We start from the raw sequence: 14,863 nt of genomic DNA, 5'->3' as shown, positions 1-14,863 counted from the left end.
CGGAGGCCCGCCGCCGCCCCCCCGCCCGCCCCCCCCCCCCCCCCCCCCCCCCCCCCCCCCCCCCCCCCCCCCCCCCCCCCCCCCCCCCCCCCCCCCCCCCCCCCCCCCCCGACGGGGTGGTGGCGCGCTGGGGAGCTGACCCCACCCGCTCACCCCCCGTGGTGATCATGGACGCGTCCGCCTCGGACACATCCATGATCACCGCTCGGGACCTGCGGCCCCCTCCCACCTCCGTGATCTTGCTGGGACTCCCAGCGAGATCACGGCGGGAGGGTGGGGTGGAGGGGCGGCGGGGGGCGGGGCGGGGGTGCGGCAGGGTGGGGGAGTGAGCTCCCTGCAGCTGCTGCTCCTGCTCGACCTCCTGGGCGTCTTCGCCTTCGCCCTCGACGGGGCGCTCACGGCCATGCGGGCGGCCCACCTGGACCTCTTCGGCGTCGTCGCCCTCGGCGTGGTCACCGCCATCGGCGGCGGCCTGCTGCGCGACGTGCTGCTGGGCAACCTGCCGCCCAACAGCTTCCGCACCTGGTACTACCTGGCCACGGCCACCGCCGGGGCCCTCCTGGCGTTCGTCGGGCACCGCGTCCTGGCTCGGCTGACGCGGCCGCTGCTGCTGTTCGACACCGCCGGGCTGTCGCTGTTCTGCGTCACCGGCGCGCTCATCGCCCTCGAGGCCGGCGTCGGCGCCGGCCAGGCCGTGCTGCTGGGCTGCCTCACGGGCGTCGGCGGCGGCACGATCCGCGACGTCCTCGTCCGCCGCGTCCCCTCGATCCTCACCGGCGGCCTCTACGCCGTCCCGGCGCTGCTGGGTGCGGTCGTCGTCGTCGCCGGGGTGGAGGCGGGCGCCGACCCGCTCGTGCCGGCGCTCGTGGGTGCCGCGGCGTGCGCGGCGCTGCGCATCGCCGGGGTCGTGCGCGGCTGGCACGCGCCGCGCGCCACCCTCACCTCGCCGCGCGAGCTGGACTGACGCGCCGGGCGCCCCGGGTCCCCGGGGCGCCCCGCGTCACTCGTCGACGATCTCGCAGAGCACGCTGCCGGTCGTCGTCGTGTCCCCGGCCTTCGCGGTCAGCCCCCGCACGGTGCCGGCGCGGTGCGCCGTCAGCGGCTGCTCCATCTTCATCGCCTCCAGCACCGCGACCAGGTCGCCCTGGGCGACCTGGTCCCCGTCCGCCACGGCGATCTTGACGATGGTGCCCTGCATGGGCGTCACGAGCGCCTGCGGGTTCGCGGCCGAGCCGCCGCCCTGCTGCTCGCGCTTGCCGCGCCCGCCGCGGCCCCGGCCGCTGCGGGTGGTGCTGCGGTAGGCGCGCGCGATGGCGCTGCCGGCCGCGGCGCCCGCGCGGGAGATGTCGTGCCCGGCGCGCGAGAGCTGGGCGTTCAGCTGCTCGACGGGGATCGACACCTCCAGCCGCTTGCCCGCGACCTCCACGACGATCGTCTCCCGGTGCCCGGCCAGGTCCCCGCCCGGCTCGTGCGCGCCGGCGCCCGGCAGCTGCGAGGCGTCGAACTCCGTCTCGATCCAGCGGGTGTGCACGGAGAACTCCTCCGCCGACGCGAACGCCGGCGTGCGCACCACCGCGCGGTGGAAGTCCAGCACCGTCGGCACGCCCTCGACCTGGAACTCGGCCAGCGCGCGCGCCGCGCGGGACAGCGCCTGCTCGCGCGTGCTGCCCGTCACCACCAGCTTGGCCAGCAGCGAGTCGAAGTCCTGCGAGACCTCCACACCGCCGCTCACGGCGGCCGAGCGCGGGTCGATGCCGGTGTCCACCCGCACGCCCGGGCCCGAGGGCAGCGAGAAGCGGGTCAGCTTGCCCGGGCGCGGCAGGAACCCGGCCGCCGGGTCCTCGCCGTTGACGCGGAACTCGATGGAGTGCCCGCGGGTCTGGACGCTGTCGTAGCCCAGCGGCTCGCCGCGCGCGATGCGGAACTGCTCCAGGACCAGGTCGATGCCGGACACCTCCTCGGTGACCGGGTGCTCCACCTGCAGGCGCGTGTTGACCTCCAGGAACGCCAGCGTCCCGTCGGCGGCGACCAGGAACTCCACCGTCCCCGCGCCCACGTACCCGGCCTCGCGGACGATCGCCAGCGACGCGCGGCGCAGCTCGGCGTCCTGCTCGGCGCTCAGGAACGGCGCCGGGGCCTCCTCCACGAGCTTCTGGTGCCGGCGCTGCAGGCTGCAGTCGCGGGTCGAGACGACCACCGCGCCGCCGTGCGCGTCGGCCAGCACCTGCGTCTCCACGTGCCGCGGGCGGTCCAGGTAGCGCTCCACGAAGCACTCCCCGCGCCCGAACGCGGCCTCGGCCTCGCGCACCGCCGAGGCGTACAGGTCGGCGACCTCCTCGCGCCGGCGCGCCACCTTCAGCCCGCGCCCGCCGCCGCCGAACGCCGCCTTGATGGCGATGGGCAGGCCGTGCTCGTCGGCGAAGGCCAGCACCTCGTCGGCGCCCGAGACCGGGTCGGCGGTGCCGGCGACCAGCGGGGCGCCGGCGCGCGCGGCCAGGTGGCGGGCGGAGACCTTGTCGCCGAGGGCCTCGATGGCCGACGGCGGCGGGCCGATCCACGTCAGGCCCGCGTCGAGGACGGCGCGGGCGAAGTCGGCGTTCTCCGACAGGAACCCGTAGCCGGGGTGCACGGCGTCGGCGCCCGAGCGGACCGCCACGTCGATGATCTTGCCGATGTCCAGGTACGACTCGCGCGCCGACGTGCCGCCCAGGGCGTACGCCTCGTCGGCCATCCGCACGTGCAGGGCGTCGCGGTCGCCCTCGGAGTAGACGGCGACGGAGGCGGTGCCCGCGTCGCGGGCGGCGCGCACGATCCGGACGGCGATCTCCCCGCGGTTGGCCACGAGGACCTTGGTCACCGCCCCCGGTGCCACGAGCGGCGTGCGCTGGGCGTCCGTCCGCGGCGTGCTCGGCTCGGGGGAGGTCATGCGGCGTCTCCGTGCGGGTTCGTCTGCGGGGCTGGCTGGGGCGGGGCTGGCGGTGGGGCGACGGCTGAGACTACTGCCCGCCGCCCGGTGCGCCCGTCGTCGCGCCGGCGCGCAGTTCGGGGCGCCACAGGTCCGTCCACACCACGCCGGCCTCGCGCAGCAGCTCGCGCAGCATCGGCAGGGAGATGCCGACGACGGCGTGCGGGTCGCCCTCCACGCCGCGCACGAACGCCCCGCCCAGCCCGTCGAGGGTGAACGCGCCGGCCACGGCCAGCGGCTCTCCCGTGGCGACGTACGCGGCGACCTCCTCGTCGGTGACGTCGGCGAAGTGCACCGTCACCGACGCGACGCCGCCCAGCGTGGCGCCCGAGCCGTCCTCGCGGGCGTCGACGACCCAGTGGCCGGTGTGCAGGACGCCGCTGCGCCCGCGCACCGCGCGCCAGCGCTCGACGGCCTGCTCCGCGTCGGCCGGCTTGCCGTGCACCTGCGGGCCGTCCGGGCCGGTGACCTCCAGCACGGAGTCGCAGCCGACGACCAGGGCGTCCTCGGGCAGGTCGTCGCGGGCGGCGACCTCCTCGGCCTTGGCGCGGGCCAGGACCAGGCACACGTCCTCGGCGTCGGTGACGCCGTAGCGGGCCACCACGGCGGGCTCGTCGACGCCGCTGACCACGACGTGCGGGTCCAGGCCCGCCGAGCGCAGCGTCGCCAGGCGGGCGGGGGAGGCGGAGGCGAGCACGATCGTCGGCACGTCCCCATCCTCCCAGCCCGCGCCGGTGCCCCCTCCCGCCCCGCTGCCCCCGCTCGCCCGCTCGCCCGCCGTGATCTTGCAGGGAAACCCTGCAAGATCACGGCGGGGGTCTGCCGTGGTCGTGGACGGGTGAGCGCTCCACCGTCCATGATCACGGCGGGGGAGGGGCGTCAGGGGAGCAGGGCGGTGCGCAGGACGTCCAGGCCGACGGAGCCGACGTCCAGGGCGCGGCGGTGGAAGGCGCGCAGGTCGAAGGCCGCGCCCTCGCGCGCACGCACCCCCTCGCGCAGCTGCGACCACAGCCGCTCGCCGACCTTGTACGAGGGCGCCTGCCCCGGCCAGCCCAGGTAGCGGCTCAGCTCGAAGCGCAGCACGTCGTCGTGCACGCCGCAGTTGGCGCGCAGGTACTCCCACGCCGCGCCGTACGTCCACGCCCCGCCGCCGGCCTCGGGCGGGGCGGTGAACCCGCAGTGCACGCCCAGGTCGACGACCACCCGCGCGGCCCGCAGCAGCTGCGCGTCGAGCATCCCCAGGACCTCCCCGGGCCCGCGCAGCAGGCCCAGCTCGCCCGCCAGCCGCTCCGCGTACAGCGCCCAGCCCTCACCGTGCCCGGACACCCAGCAGCCCGAGCGCCGCCAGCGGTTCAGGACGTCGCGGCGCGCGGCCGTCACACCCATCTGCAGGTGGTGGCCGGGCACGCCCTCGTGGTGCACGGTCGTCGCCTCGCGCCACGTGCTGAACGTCGTCTGCCCCGGCGGCACCGCCCACCACATGCGCCCGGGCCGGGTCAGGTCCTCGCTGGGGCCGGTGTAGTAGATGCCGCCGGACGTCGTGGGCGCGATGCGGCACTCCAGGACGCGCACCTCCCCGGGCACGTCGAACGCCGTGCCCGCCAGCGCCGCGACGGTGGCGTCGGAGCGCTCCTGCATCCAGTCGCGGAAGGCCGCCGCGCCGTGCACGAGACCGGCGGGGTCGGCGTCCAGGACGGCCTCGGCGGCCGCCACGTCGGGCGACCCGCAGACCTCGCGCGCCACGTCCGCCATCTCCGCGCGCACGCGGGCGACCTCCGCCAGCCCCCACGCGTACGTGTCGGCCAGGTCGACGCGGGCGCCGAGGAACCACTGCGACCACAGGCGGTAGCGGTCGGCGCCCACGGCGTCCCGCTCCGGGGCCAGCGGCAGGAGCTCCTCGCGCAGCACCCGCGCCAGGTCGCCGTAGGCGCCGGCCGCGGCGGCCGCGCCGGCGGCCAGGTCGGCGCGCACGGCGTCCGGCACGCCCGGCCCGGACGTGGCGGCGGAGGCGGCGAAGGCGTGGAAGAAGCCGTCGGCGGCGGCGTGCTGGTCGGCCTCGGCGGCGCACTCGACGACCTGCCGGCGCGCGGCCACCCGCCCGCGCGCGGCCGCCTCCCGCAGCGACGCGCAGTACCCCGCGACGGCCTCCGGGACCGCGGCCAGCCGGGCGGCCGCGTCCGCCCGGTCCTCGACCGTGCTGGTGGGCAGGAGGTCGAAGACCATCCGCAGGTCCTGCACGGGGCTTGCGATGACGTTGAGGTCGCCCAGCGTCTCCCCGGCCTCGTGCAGCGCCACCTCCAGCGACAGCCGCTCGGTGAGGGCGGCCGCGGTGACCCGGTCGACGTCGTCGGCGGCGGGGGTGGCGGCGACCTCGCGCAGCGTCGCCCGGGACAGGTCGGCCAGGGCCTCCAGGCCGGCGGGCGAGCGGTCGCCCAGGCCCGGGACGGCGTCGGGGACGCCCAGCGACAGCGCGAGCGCCGGCTGCAGCCGCAGCTGGCGCTCCAGGTGCCGCTCGGCGACGGCGTCCAGGGCGGTGGGTCGGCGCGCGCTGCTCACGCGCCGACCCTAGGCGCGGTCAGGACGCGGGGGTGGCCGTCCCCGCCGCGTCGGCGGCCGCGGCCGCGTCGGCCAGCAGCGGCACCAGCCGGTCCAGCTGCCACGGCAGGTTCAGCACGGTGGCCGAGGTGGCCGAGACCAGCGACTCGTCCTCCAGCCACGCCACCGCCCCGGAGGCCACCGCGGGCATCGTCGAGTAGACCGGGTCGGCGGTGAACTCGGCCTCGGGCAGGCCGTAGCCGATGACGATGTCGGAGTCGATGTCGCGCACGTTCTCCTTGGACACCTCGGTGTAGAAGGCGTCGACCTGCTCGCCGAGGGCCGTGACGCCCGGGGCGTCCTCCAGGCCGAGGTCGTGCAGCAGGTCGACCCGGCTGTCGCCGGGCAGGTAGACGTACAGGAACTCCGTCGTCGGGGACACGTACGCGATCGTCTTGCCGGCCAGCTCCGGGTTGTCGTCGCCGCGGGCGGCCAGGTCGGCCTCGGTCTCCTCGACGAGGGCGCGCGCGTCCTCCTCGCGGCCGACCGCGCGGCCCACGAGCAGCGTCTGGTCCTGCCAGCTCGTCTGCCACGGCGCCGTCGGGTAGGCGACGGTGGGGGCGATCTGGCTGAGCGCGTCGTACTCGGCCTGCGTCATGCCGGAGTAGACGCCCAGCACGAGGTCCGGCTGCTGGGCGGCGATCTCCTCGATCGGCAGCTCGCCGGAGTCGGGGCTGGCGATGAAGGTGGTCGTCTCCGGGTCGAAGTGCCCCTCCCACCACGGGTACGTGCCGTCCTCCAGGCCGCCGTAGGTCACCTCGGGGACGGCCACGGGCTGCAGGCCCAGCGCCCACAGGACGTCCTGCGAACCCCAGCCGACGCACACGATCCGCTGCGGCGCCGAGGGGATCTCGGCGGTGCCGAGGGCGTGCTCGACCGTGACGGGGAAGCCGGTGGCCTCGGCGGGCGCGGAGCTCCCGGCGCCCGGGGTGCCCGTGGTGGTCTCGTCGCTGCCGCAGGCCGTGGCGGTCGCGAGGGCGGCCAGCGGGGCGGCGAGCAGCAGGGTGCGGCGGGAGGCGTGCAGGGCCACGGACGGGCTCCTTCTGGGGGGGCGGTGGGGGGACGGTCGGGGTCGGGCGGTGGCGCCGACGGGGACAGCGTAGGGCAGGGTAGGACAGGCTCACCTCATCGGTCGACGACGGGCCGCGGGGGCCGCGCGTAGGGTGGCCGCGTGCCCGGTGCCTGGACCGACCTGGACCGACCGCCGCTGGACGGGCGGGCCCTGCGCCGCGCGCTCGTCGGCCCCGGCGGCTGGAGCGCGCTGGAGGTCCTCGCCTCCACCGGCTCCACCAACGCCGATCTGCTGGCCCGCCCGGACGCGCCCGCGGGCACCGTCCTCGTCGCCGACCACCAGAGCGGCGGGCGCGGCCGGCTGGGCCGCACCTGGCAGGCCCCGCCGCGCTCCTCGCTGGCCGTCTCGGTGCTGCTGCGTCCCGCCGCCGACGGCGTCGCGCGCGAGCGCTGGTCGTGGCTGCCGCTGCTGACGGGTCTCGCCGTCGCCGACGCCCTGGGCGCGCTCGACGTCCGCCCCCGGCTGAAGTGGCCCAACGACGTCCTGCTGGACGCGGCCGGCGGCCCGGCCAAGGTGTGCGGCGTCCTCGCCGAGGTGCGCGGGGACGTCGTCGTCCTCGGCGCGGGCGTCAACGTCGCCCAGCGCCGCGACGAGCTGCCGCCCCCGCCGGACGTCGGGGACGCGGGGGACGCCCCGGTGCCCCCGACGTCCCTGGCGCTGGCGGGCGCGGGCAGCACCGACCGCGACACCGTGCTGCGCCGGTACCTGCGGGCGCTGCGGACGCGCCTGGACGCCTTCGCCGCGGCCGGCGGCGACCCCGCCGCCTGCGGGCTGCTGGCCGACTACCGCGCGGCGTGCGCCACGCTCGGCGCGGACGTGCGCGTGCACCTGCCCGACGGGACGGTGCTCACCGGGCGGGCCGAGGACGTCGACGCCGACGGGCGCCTCGTGGTGCTGGACGCCTCAGCGGGCGGCGGCGGAGCCCGGACGGCGGTGGCTGCCGGGGACGTCGTCCACGTCCGCCCCGCCGCCGGCTGAGCCACCGGACGGGCCGGCGTCGAGCGGGCCGCGCCCGGTGGTGTCCCGCGCGCCGTCCCCGCGCCGCCCGGGGTCGACCTCGGCCTCGACCTCGTCGGCCAGCTCCTGCACGAACACGAAGCGGCGGTAGGCCCACCAGCGGAACAGGGTGCCCAGCACCAGGCCGACGCCCTTGGCGGACACGTTGGTCGCCACGGGCCCGCGCAGCCCCAGCACGTAGTACGTGAAGCCGAGGCAGGCCACGGAGATGAGCAGGCCGACGGCGTTCATCACCGCGAACAGCAGCAGCTCCCGGCCCGCGGCCGCGCGCCGGCGGTGCCGGAACGTCCAGTAGCGGTTGCCCAGCCAGGCGAAGACGGTGGCCACGACGACCGCGATCGCGTTGGCGGTCAGCGGCTTGTGGTGCAGGACCCCGACGCCGTCGGGCCCGGCGAAGCGCAGCAGGTTGAAGGTGCCGGTGTCGACGACGAAGGCGAGGGCGCCGACGACGCCGAACTTCGCGGCCTCGCGGGCGAGGACCTCGTAGGTGTCGCGCAGCCGCTGCACCAGCCCGCGCCGCGGGCCGGGGTGCTGCCCGGTCCCGTCGGTCCGGGTGCTGTCGGTCCGGGTCTCGTCGGGCCCGGCGTCTCCCACCACGGTGAGCGTCGCTCCGTCCTGCTCGTCGTCCACGGCGCCCGCGGGCGCCGCGCGGCCCGGTCGGGGCGCGGTCAGCGAGTGTGACCCACCCGCCTGTGAACCGCGGGGGACGACGCGCCCGCTCAGCGCTGCTTGCGCGAGCGCGACGGCTCGAGGCGGTCCTCCATCTTCATGGCGCCGACGATGCCGACGGTGACGAGCACCACGCACGCGATGACGGTGAGCACTGACCCGAGTCCCTTCCCTGGGGCTGCGCGGCGGTCGCCGACGCGGTGCCAGCCTCGCGCAGGGATGCCCAGGTGGCACCTGGGAAGCGGACTGCCCACCAGATCGTACTGTCTCCGTGATCCCATCGTCGCTCTACGTGCGAACTTGACCTCTTCGCGCCGTGATCATGGACGAGTGGGCCTTCACCCGTCCGTGATCACGGCGGGGGAGGGGGGCGGGGAGGGGATGGCCTACGCTCGGCGGGCGTGACGAGCGCGACCGCCGGCAGCCCCGGGACAACCCGGCCCGACCCCGCCCCGTACGAGCGTCCCGGCGGGTTCCCCGTCGTCGGCGTCGTCGGCGGCGGCCAGCTCGCGCGGATGATGCAGCCGGCGGCCGTCGCGCTCGGCCTGCGGCTGCGCGTGCTGGCCGAGGGCCCCGACGTCAGCGCCGCCCAGGTCATCACCCCCGCGCCCGTCGGCGCCGCCGGTGACGTGGACGCCCTGCGCGACTTCGCCGCCGCGTGCGACGCCGTCACCTTCGACCACGAGCACGTGCCCGCCGAGGGTCTGCGCGCCATGGCGGAGCTGACCAGCGTGCAGCCCGGCGAGGCCGCCCTCGTGCACGCCCAGGACAAGCTCGTCATGCGCGAGCGCCTCACGGCCCTCGGCGTGCCGTGCCCGCGCTGGGCGCCCGTGGCCGGGCGCGCCGACGTCGAGGCCTTCGCCGCCGACGCCGGCTGGCCCGTCGTGCTGAAGACCCCGCGCGGCGGCTACGACGGCAAGGGCGTGCTCGTCCTCGACGGGCCCCCCGGGACCGGCCACGACGACGGCTGGGCCACCGCCGACGCCTGGTTCGCCGACTGGGCCGGGCGCGGGCCGCTGCTGGCCGAGGAGCACGTCGCGTTCGTCCGCGAGCTCGCCGCGCTGGTGGCGCGCAGCCCCTCCGGGCAGGCCGCCGCCTGGCCCGTCGTGGAGACCGTGCAGCGCCGCGGCGTCTGCCACGAGGTCACCGCCCCCGCCCCGGACCTGGACCCCGGCCTGGCCGCGCAGCTGACCGACGCAGCGCTGCGGATCGCCGGCGGCCTCGGCGTCACCGGCGTCCTGGCCGTGGAGGTGTTCGAGGTCGAGCGCGGCGGGCGCCGCGAGGTCCTCGTCAACGAGCTGGCGATGCGCCCGCACAACTCCGGGCACTGGACCATCGACGGGTCGGTCACCAGCCAGTTCGAGCAGCACCTGCGCGCCGTCCTGGACCTGCCGCTGGGCGGGACCGCCGCCCGCGCGCCGTGGACCGTCATGGTCAACGTGCTGGGCCCCGACGCGGTCGACGAGCGGCACGAGGACCTGTACCGCTCCTACCTGCACGTCATGGCGCACGACCCGGACGTCAAGGTGCACCTGTACGGCAAGGAGCAGCGGCCCGGCCGCAAGCTGGGGCACGTCACCGCCTACGGCGAGGACCTGGACACCGTCCGCGCGCGCGCCCGGCACGCCGCGGCCTTCATCGCGGGGGAGATCGACGAGTGAGCGAGCAGCAGCGGGCCCGGGTGGGCCTGGTCATGGGGTCCGACTCCGACTGGCCCGTCATGGAGGCGGCCGCGCAGGCGCTGGAGGAGTTCGGCGTCCCGTACGAGGCGGACGTCGTCTCCGCCCACCGCATGCCGCACGACATGGTCGCCTGGGGCGCCTCGGCCGCCGAGCGCGGCCTGCAGGTCGTCGTCGCCGGCGCGGGCGGCGCCGCGCACCTGCCGGGGATGCTCGCCAGCGTCACCCCGCTGCCCGTGATCGGCGTGCCCGTGCCGCTGCGGCACCTGGACGGCATGGACTCCCTCCTGTCCATCGTGCAGATGCCCGCCGGTGTGCCCGTGGCCACCGTCTCCATCGGCGGCGCGCGCAACGCCGGCCTGCTGGCCGTGCGGGTGCTGGCCGCCACCGACGAGGGCCTGCGCGCGCGGATGGTGGAGTTCCAGGAGTCGCTGCGGCAGACGGCCGTCGACAAGGGCGAGCGGCTGCGCGCCCGGGCCGGCCGGCCCGTCGGGTTCGGCGGCTGAGACCGGTGGCGCTGGTCACCGAGTCGCACCGCGTCGACGGCCACGACGTCCACGAGCACCGCCTCGAGGTGCCGCTGGACCGCACCGGGCGGGTGCCCGGGACGGTGAGCCTGTTCGCGCGCGAGTACGTGCGCGACGGCGGCGCGGACCGCCCCCACCTGCTGTACCTGCAGGGCGGGCCCGGGCACGGCGCCGACCGCCCCGAGCAGGTCGGCGGCTGGCTGGACCGGGCGCTGGAGGACCACCGCGTCGTCCTGCTCGACCAGCGCGGCACGGGCGCCTCCACGCCCCTGGACGCGCAGGCGCTGACCGCGGCCGGCGACGCGGCCGCGCAGGCCGACGTCCTCGCCCTGCACCGCGCGGACGCGATCGTCGACGACGCCGAGGAGCTGCGCGAGCACCTGACCGGCGGGGCGCCGTGGACGGTGCTGGGGCAGAGCTACGGCGGCTTCGTCATCACCTGCTACCTGTCGCGCGCGCCGCGGGGGCTGCGCGAGGCGTACGTGTTCGCCGGCCTGCCCGGCCTGCGCGCGAGCGCCGACGACGTCTACCGCGCCACCTACCGGCAGACCGCGGTGCGCAACGCCGAGTTCTTCGCCCGCTACCCGCGCGACCGGGCCACCGCGGCCGCCGTGGCCCGCCACCTCGACGACGTCGAGGAGCTCCTGCCGACGGGGGAGCGCCTGTCCGGCAGGCGGTTCCGCACCCTGGGGATCGCCCTGGGCGGGCAGTCGCGCTTCGACGCGCTGCACTTCGCCCTGGAGGACCCCTTCACCACCGTGCGCGGGCAGCGCCGCCTGCGCGGCGCCTTCCTCGCCCGCGTCGGCGCGCAGCTGTCCTTCGCGCAGCACCCGATGTACGCGGCGCTGCACGAGAGCATCTACGCGCAGGGTGCCCTCACGGGCGCCACCGCGTGGTCGGCGCACCGGGTGCGGGGGGAGTTCGCGGAGTTCTCCCTCGACGCGCCGGGGTTCGCCTTCACCGGCGAGCACGTCTACCCGTGGCAGTTCGCGGAGGACCCGGCGCTGGTGCCGCTGGCCGGCGCGGTCGACGTCCTGGCCCACCGCGACGACCTGCCGGCGCTGTACGACCCCGACGTCCTCGCCGAGAACCGGGTGCCGGTGGCCGCGGCCGTCTACGTCGACGACATGTTCGTCCCGTACGAGCTGTCGCGGGCCACGGCCGCCGCGGTGCGCGGGGCGCGCACGTTCGTCACGAACGAGTACCAGCACGACGGGATCCGCCGCGACGGGCGGCGCATCTACGACGTGCTGCAGGGGCTGCTGCGGCGCTGAGGGCGGCGCCCCGGCGACCGCTCACGCCAGCGCGCGCAGCGCCCCGGTGTCGTCGCGCCGCAGGGCGTCGAACATCGCCAGCGCCCGCTCGGTGTCCCACTTCACCGCCAGGCCGGAGGAGGTGCGGTAGTTCGGGTCGGCCACCGGCACGGTCATCGAGACGCCGTCGGCGCCCGTGGCCGAGCGCATGCCGAGGGCGAAGCGCGCCAGCTCCAGCGGGGAGGCGTCGTCGTCGACGGTCAGCGCCGAACCGGCCGAGGAGGCCAGCGGGAAGGTGCGGAACGGGTTGACCAGCGTGCCCGGGCTGGTGGCCTTCGCCGTGATCGCGGCCAGCAGGTCCCGCTGCCGGTTCGCCCGGCCCAGGTCGCCCAGCGGGTCGGAGTAGCGGTAGCGGGCGTAGCCGAGGGCGGTCGCGCCGTCCATGTCCTGGCAGCCGGCCTGGATGTCCAGCCCGGCGCGGGCGTCCTGCACCGCGACCTCGGGGCACATCTCGACGCCGCCGACGGCGTCGACGATGCGGGCGAAGCCGATGAAGCTGGTCTCGACGTAGTGGTCGACGCGGACGCCGCCGACGTCCTCCAGGGTCTGGGCCAGCAGCGGCGCCCCGCCGATCGAGTAGGCGGCGTTGACCTTCTGGCTGCCGTGGCCGGGCACCGGCACCCACGAGTCGCGCGGCACGCTGATCAGCGCGGCGGGGCCGCCGCCGGCCGGCACGTGCAGCAGCATGATCGTGTCGGTGCGGCGGCCGGAGATGTCGTCCCCGCCGGCGGAGTACTGCGCCTTCTCCTCCTCCGTCATGCCGTCGCGGCTGTCGCTGCCGACGACGAGGTACGTGGTGCCGGGGGTGTCCGCGGGCCGCTCGCCGGTCGAGGTCGCGGCCACGGGGGTGACGGCCGACCAGCCCCGCCAGGCCAGCGCCGCGGGGTAGAGCACCGCCAGCACGACCGCCACCGCGACGGCCGCGGCCAGCAGGCGCCGTCGGCGCACCCGGCCACCGGGGCGGGAGGCGGGCGCCGGGCGCGGGGCGGACCCGCGGCGAGGGGCGGACGAGGGCGGGGGCGGCGGCTGCTCCCAGCCGCGCCCGGGCGGGGGAGCGGTGCGCGCGCGGCCCGGGGACCCCCCGGACCCCGCCGTCGCGCCGCCGGTCGCGCCCGCCGCGGCGGCCGGGCGCACCGGCGGGGCCAGGCGCTGCTCCTGCCCGGCGGGGCGGTCGGTGCGCCGGCGCACCGGCTTGCCGTAGGTGGTGGAGTTCCAGCCCGCCGGGGCCGGGCGCGCCTGCGGGCGCGGACGGGGCTCCTGCTCGGCGGGGACGTCGCCGCGCCCGGTGACGGGCATCGCCCGGGTGCCGCCGTCCCGAGCGCCACCGTCGAAGGGCCGGCGCGCGCCGGCGGGGCGGCCGCCGGCGCGGGGGGCGCGCTCGTCGCGCGGCGGTTCCTGCTCGGGCACCCGACCACAGTAGGGGCGGCCACGCGCCGCGGGGCGCGCTCGCGCAGCGACACGGCGAGGTCACCCGGGGATCACCCCGGGGTCTTCACACGCCGGTGCCGCCGGTCGCGGCGGGCCTCAGGCGCGGGGGCGGCCCAGGGCGCGGTAGGCCCAGCCGGCGGCGCGCCAGCGGGCGGGGTCCAGGGCGTTGCGCCCGTCCAGGACGCGCTTGGCCTTGACCAGCGAGCCCAGGGCGGCCGGGTCCAGCTCGCGGTACTGCTTCCACTCGGTCAGCAGCAGGACCACGTCCGCGCCGCGGACGGCCTCCTCGACGGTCTCGGCGAAGGAGATGTCCGGCACGGCCTTGCGGGCGTTGTCCAGCGCCGCCGGGTCGGTGAGCACGACGTCACCGCCCTGCAGGCGGATCTGCGCGGCCACGTTGAGGGCGGGGGAGTCGCGGATGTCGTCGCTGTCGGGCTTGAACGCCGCGCCCAGCACGGCCACCCGCTTGCCGATCAGGGAGCCGTCGCACACCTCGCGGGCCAGGTCGACCATGCGGATGCGCCGGCGCATGTTGATCGAGTCGACCTCGCGCAGGAACGTCAGGGTCTGGTCGGCGCCCAGCTCCCCGGCGCGGGCCATGAACGCGCGGATGTCCTTGGGCAGGCAGCCGCCGCCGAAGCCGAGGCCGGCGTTGAGGAACTTGCGCCCGATGCGGTCGTCGTGGCCGATCGCGTCGGCCAGCTGCGTGATGTCGGCGTTGACCTTCTCGCACAGCTCGGCCATCGCGTTGATGAAGGAGATCTTCGTGGCCAGGAAGGAGTTCGCGGCGACCTTGACCAGCTCGGCGGTCTGGTAGTCGGTGACGATCAGCGGGGTGCCGCGGCCCAGCGGAGTGGCGTACACCTCGTCCAGCACGGCCTTGGCGCGCCGGCCCTGCTCGGTGTCCGGGCCGCCGGGCACGCCGTAGACGAGGCGGTCGGGGTGCAGGGTGTCCTGCACCGCGTGGCCCTCGCGCAGGAACTCCGGGTTCCACGCCAGCAGCGCGCCGGGCACCTTCTCGGCCAGCCGGGCCGACAGCCGGGCCGCGGTGCCCACGGGCACGGTGGACTTGCCCACGACCAGCTCGCCGGGGGACACGTGCTCGGCCAGCGCGTCCGCGGCCGCGTCCACGTAGGTCAGGTCGGCGGCGAACTCCCCGCGCTTCTGCGGGGTGCCCACGCACACGAAGTGGACCGCCGAGCCGGCCGCCTCGGCCATCTCGGTGGTGAAGCGCAGCCGGCCGGTGGCCATCGCGCGCTCCAGCAGCTCGGGCAGGCCCGGCTCGAAGAACGGCGCGCGCGCCGCCTGCAGCGCCGCGACCTTCTCCGGGTCCACGTCGATCCCGACGACCTCGTGACCCAGCTCGGCCATGCAGGCCGCGTGGACCGCACCGAGGTAGCCGCACCCGATCACCGTCATCCGCATGCGGCGCAGCGTAGTGGGGCGGTAGCTCTGGGGAGAACACCCTGCGCCTGACGGGTGTTCGTCCCCGCACGGCGTGTGTCCGGGCTCACACCCGGGGGCCCGCGCGCTGCCGGGCGACCCCGACGACGTGACAGGCTGTGCTCAAGGTTGGGCCGAACGGGCCCGAGACACCG

At 77.0% G+C, this 14,863-nt stretch carries 12 protein-coding genes; 5 read left to right on the top strand and 7 right to left on the bottom strand.

Annotation, left to right across the window (positions count from 1 at the left end; genetic code table 11):
* The first annotated feature begins 325 nt into the window (after positions 1-325).
* Positions 326-964: a trimeric intracellular cation channel family protein gene (locus ACRYMY_RS06330; RefSeq protein ID WP_432546414.1), complete on the top strand. Its 639-nt coding sequence runs from the start codon at positions 326-328 to the stop codon at positions 962-964.
* A 36-nt stretch (positions 965-1,000) separates the two neighbouring features.
* On the opposite strand, the gene ACRYMY_RS06325 is transcribed toward ACRYMY_RS06330, so the two are convergent.
* The 4 genes from ACRYMY_RS06325 to ACRYMY_RS06310 form a co-directional block, all read right to left on the bottom strand.
* Positions 1,001-2,857 carry an acetyl/propionyl/methylcrotonyl-CoA carboxylase subunit alpha gene (locus ACRYMY_RS06325; protein WP_432546421.1) on the bottom strand — a complete coding sequence of 619 codons (1,857 nt, stop codon included), beginning with the start codon at positions 2,855-2,857 and terminating at the stop codon, positions 1,001-1,003.
* A 139-nt stretch (positions 2,858-2,996) separates the two neighbouring features.
* On the bottom strand, positions 2,997-3,674 hold the full coding sequence (locus ACRYMY_RS06320; protein ID WP_432546413.1) for a Maf family protein: 678 nt from the start codon (positions 3,672-3,674) through the stop codon (positions 2,997-2,999).
* Positions 3,675-3,844: 170 nt separating this feature from the next.
* A complete protein-coding gene (locus tag ACRYMY_RS06315; protein ID WP_432546412.1) occupies positions 3,845-5,521 on the bottom strand; it encodes a DUF885 domain-containing protein in 1,677 nt (558 codons plus the stop codon).
* A gap of 19 nt (positions 5,522-5,540) precedes the next feature.
* A complete protein-coding gene (locus tag ACRYMY_RS06310) occupies positions 5,541-6,590 on the bottom strand; it encodes an iron-siderophore ABC transporter substrate-binding protein (protein WP_432546411.1) in 1,050 nt (349 codons plus the stop codon).
* A 141-nt stretch (positions 6,591-6,731) separates the two neighbouring features.
* Between ACRYMY_RS06310 and ACRYMY_RS06305 the strand changes: the two genes are divergently transcribed.
* Complete coding sequence (locus ACRYMY_RS06305; protein ID WP_432546410.1) at positions 6,732-7,610, top strand: biotin--[acetyl-CoA-carboxylase] ligase; 879 nt, start codon at positions 6,732-6,734, stop codon at positions 7,608-7,610.
* Here ACRYMY_RS06305 and ACRYMY_RS06300 read toward each other — a convergent pair.
* Positions 7,536-8,243, bottom strand: coding sequence for a GtrA family protein (locus ACRYMY_RS06300; protein ID WP_432546409.1), 708 nt, complete (start codon positions 8,241-8,243; stop codon positions 7,536-7,538). The genes ACRYMY_RS06305 and ACRYMY_RS06300 overlap by 75 nt on opposite strands.
* 476 nt (positions 8,244-8,719) lie before the next feature.
* Between ACRYMY_RS06300 and ACRYMY_RS06295 the strand changes: the two genes are divergently transcribed.
* Genes ACRYMY_RS06295 through ACRYMY_RS06285 form a run of 3 tightly spaced genes read left to right on the top strand, consistent with a single transcriptional unit; the run spans position 8,720 to position 11,798 of the window.
* Positions 8,720-9,979 (top strand): 5-(carboxyamino)imidazole ribonucleotide synthase, encoded by a 1,260-nt coding sequence (locus tag ACRYMY_RS06295; RefSeq protein WP_432546408.1) that lies wholly within the window; start codon positions 8,720-8,722, stop codon positions 9,977-9,979.
* Positions 9,980-10,011: 32 nt separating this feature from the next.
* Positions 10,012-10,503: a 5-(carboxyamino)imidazole ribonucleotide mutase gene (purE, locus tag ACRYMY_RS06290; RefSeq protein WP_432546420.1), complete on the top strand. Its 492-nt coding sequence runs from the start codon at positions 10,012-10,014 to the stop codon at positions 10,501-10,503.
* 5 nt (positions 10,504-10,508) lie between these two features.
* Positions 10,509-11,798 carry an alpha/beta fold hydrolase gene (locus ACRYMY_RS06285; RefSeq protein WP_432546407.1) on the top strand — a complete coding sequence of 430 codons (1,290 nt, stop codon included), beginning with the start codon at positions 10,509-10,511 and terminating at the stop codon, positions 11,796-11,798.
* Between the two features lie 21 nt (positions 11,799-11,819).
* Here the strand turns inward: ACRYMY_RS06285 and ACRYMY_RS06280 are convergent, their stop codons facing one another.
* On the bottom strand, positions 11,820-13,244 hold the full coding sequence (locus tag ACRYMY_RS06280) for an LCP family protein (protein WP_432546406.1): 1,425 nt from the start codon (positions 13,242-13,244) through the stop codon (positions 11,820-11,822).
* 117 nt (positions 13,245-13,361) lie between these two features.
* Positions 13,362-14,690, bottom strand: a complete 1,329-nt coding sequence (locus ACRYMY_RS06275) for a UDP-glucose dehydrogenase family protein (protein ID WP_432546405.1) — start codon at positions 14,688-14,690, stop codon at positions 13,362-13,364.
* Between the last annotated feature and the right edge of the window lie 173 nt (positions 14,691-14,863).

Source organism: Kineococcus haloalkalitolerans, assembly GCF_050871905.1.
Taxonomy (GTDB): Bacteria; Actinomycetota; Actinomycetes; order Actinomycetales; family Kineococcaceae; genus Kineococcus.
The sequence above is the reverse complement of the archived record's forward strand: the minus strand, read 5'-3'. Positions and strand labels throughout refer to the sequence as shown.

Bases quoted from the DNA above. Each gene is read 5' to 3' on its own strand.
- purE (WP_432546420.1), top strand. From the start codon at position 10,012: ATGGGGTCCGACTCCGACTGGCCCGTCATGGAGGCGGCCGCGCAGGCG.
- ACRYMY_RS06275 (WP_432546405.1), bottom strand. From the start codon at position 14,690: ATGCGGATGACGGTGATCGGGTGCGGCTACCTCGGTGCGGTCCACGCG.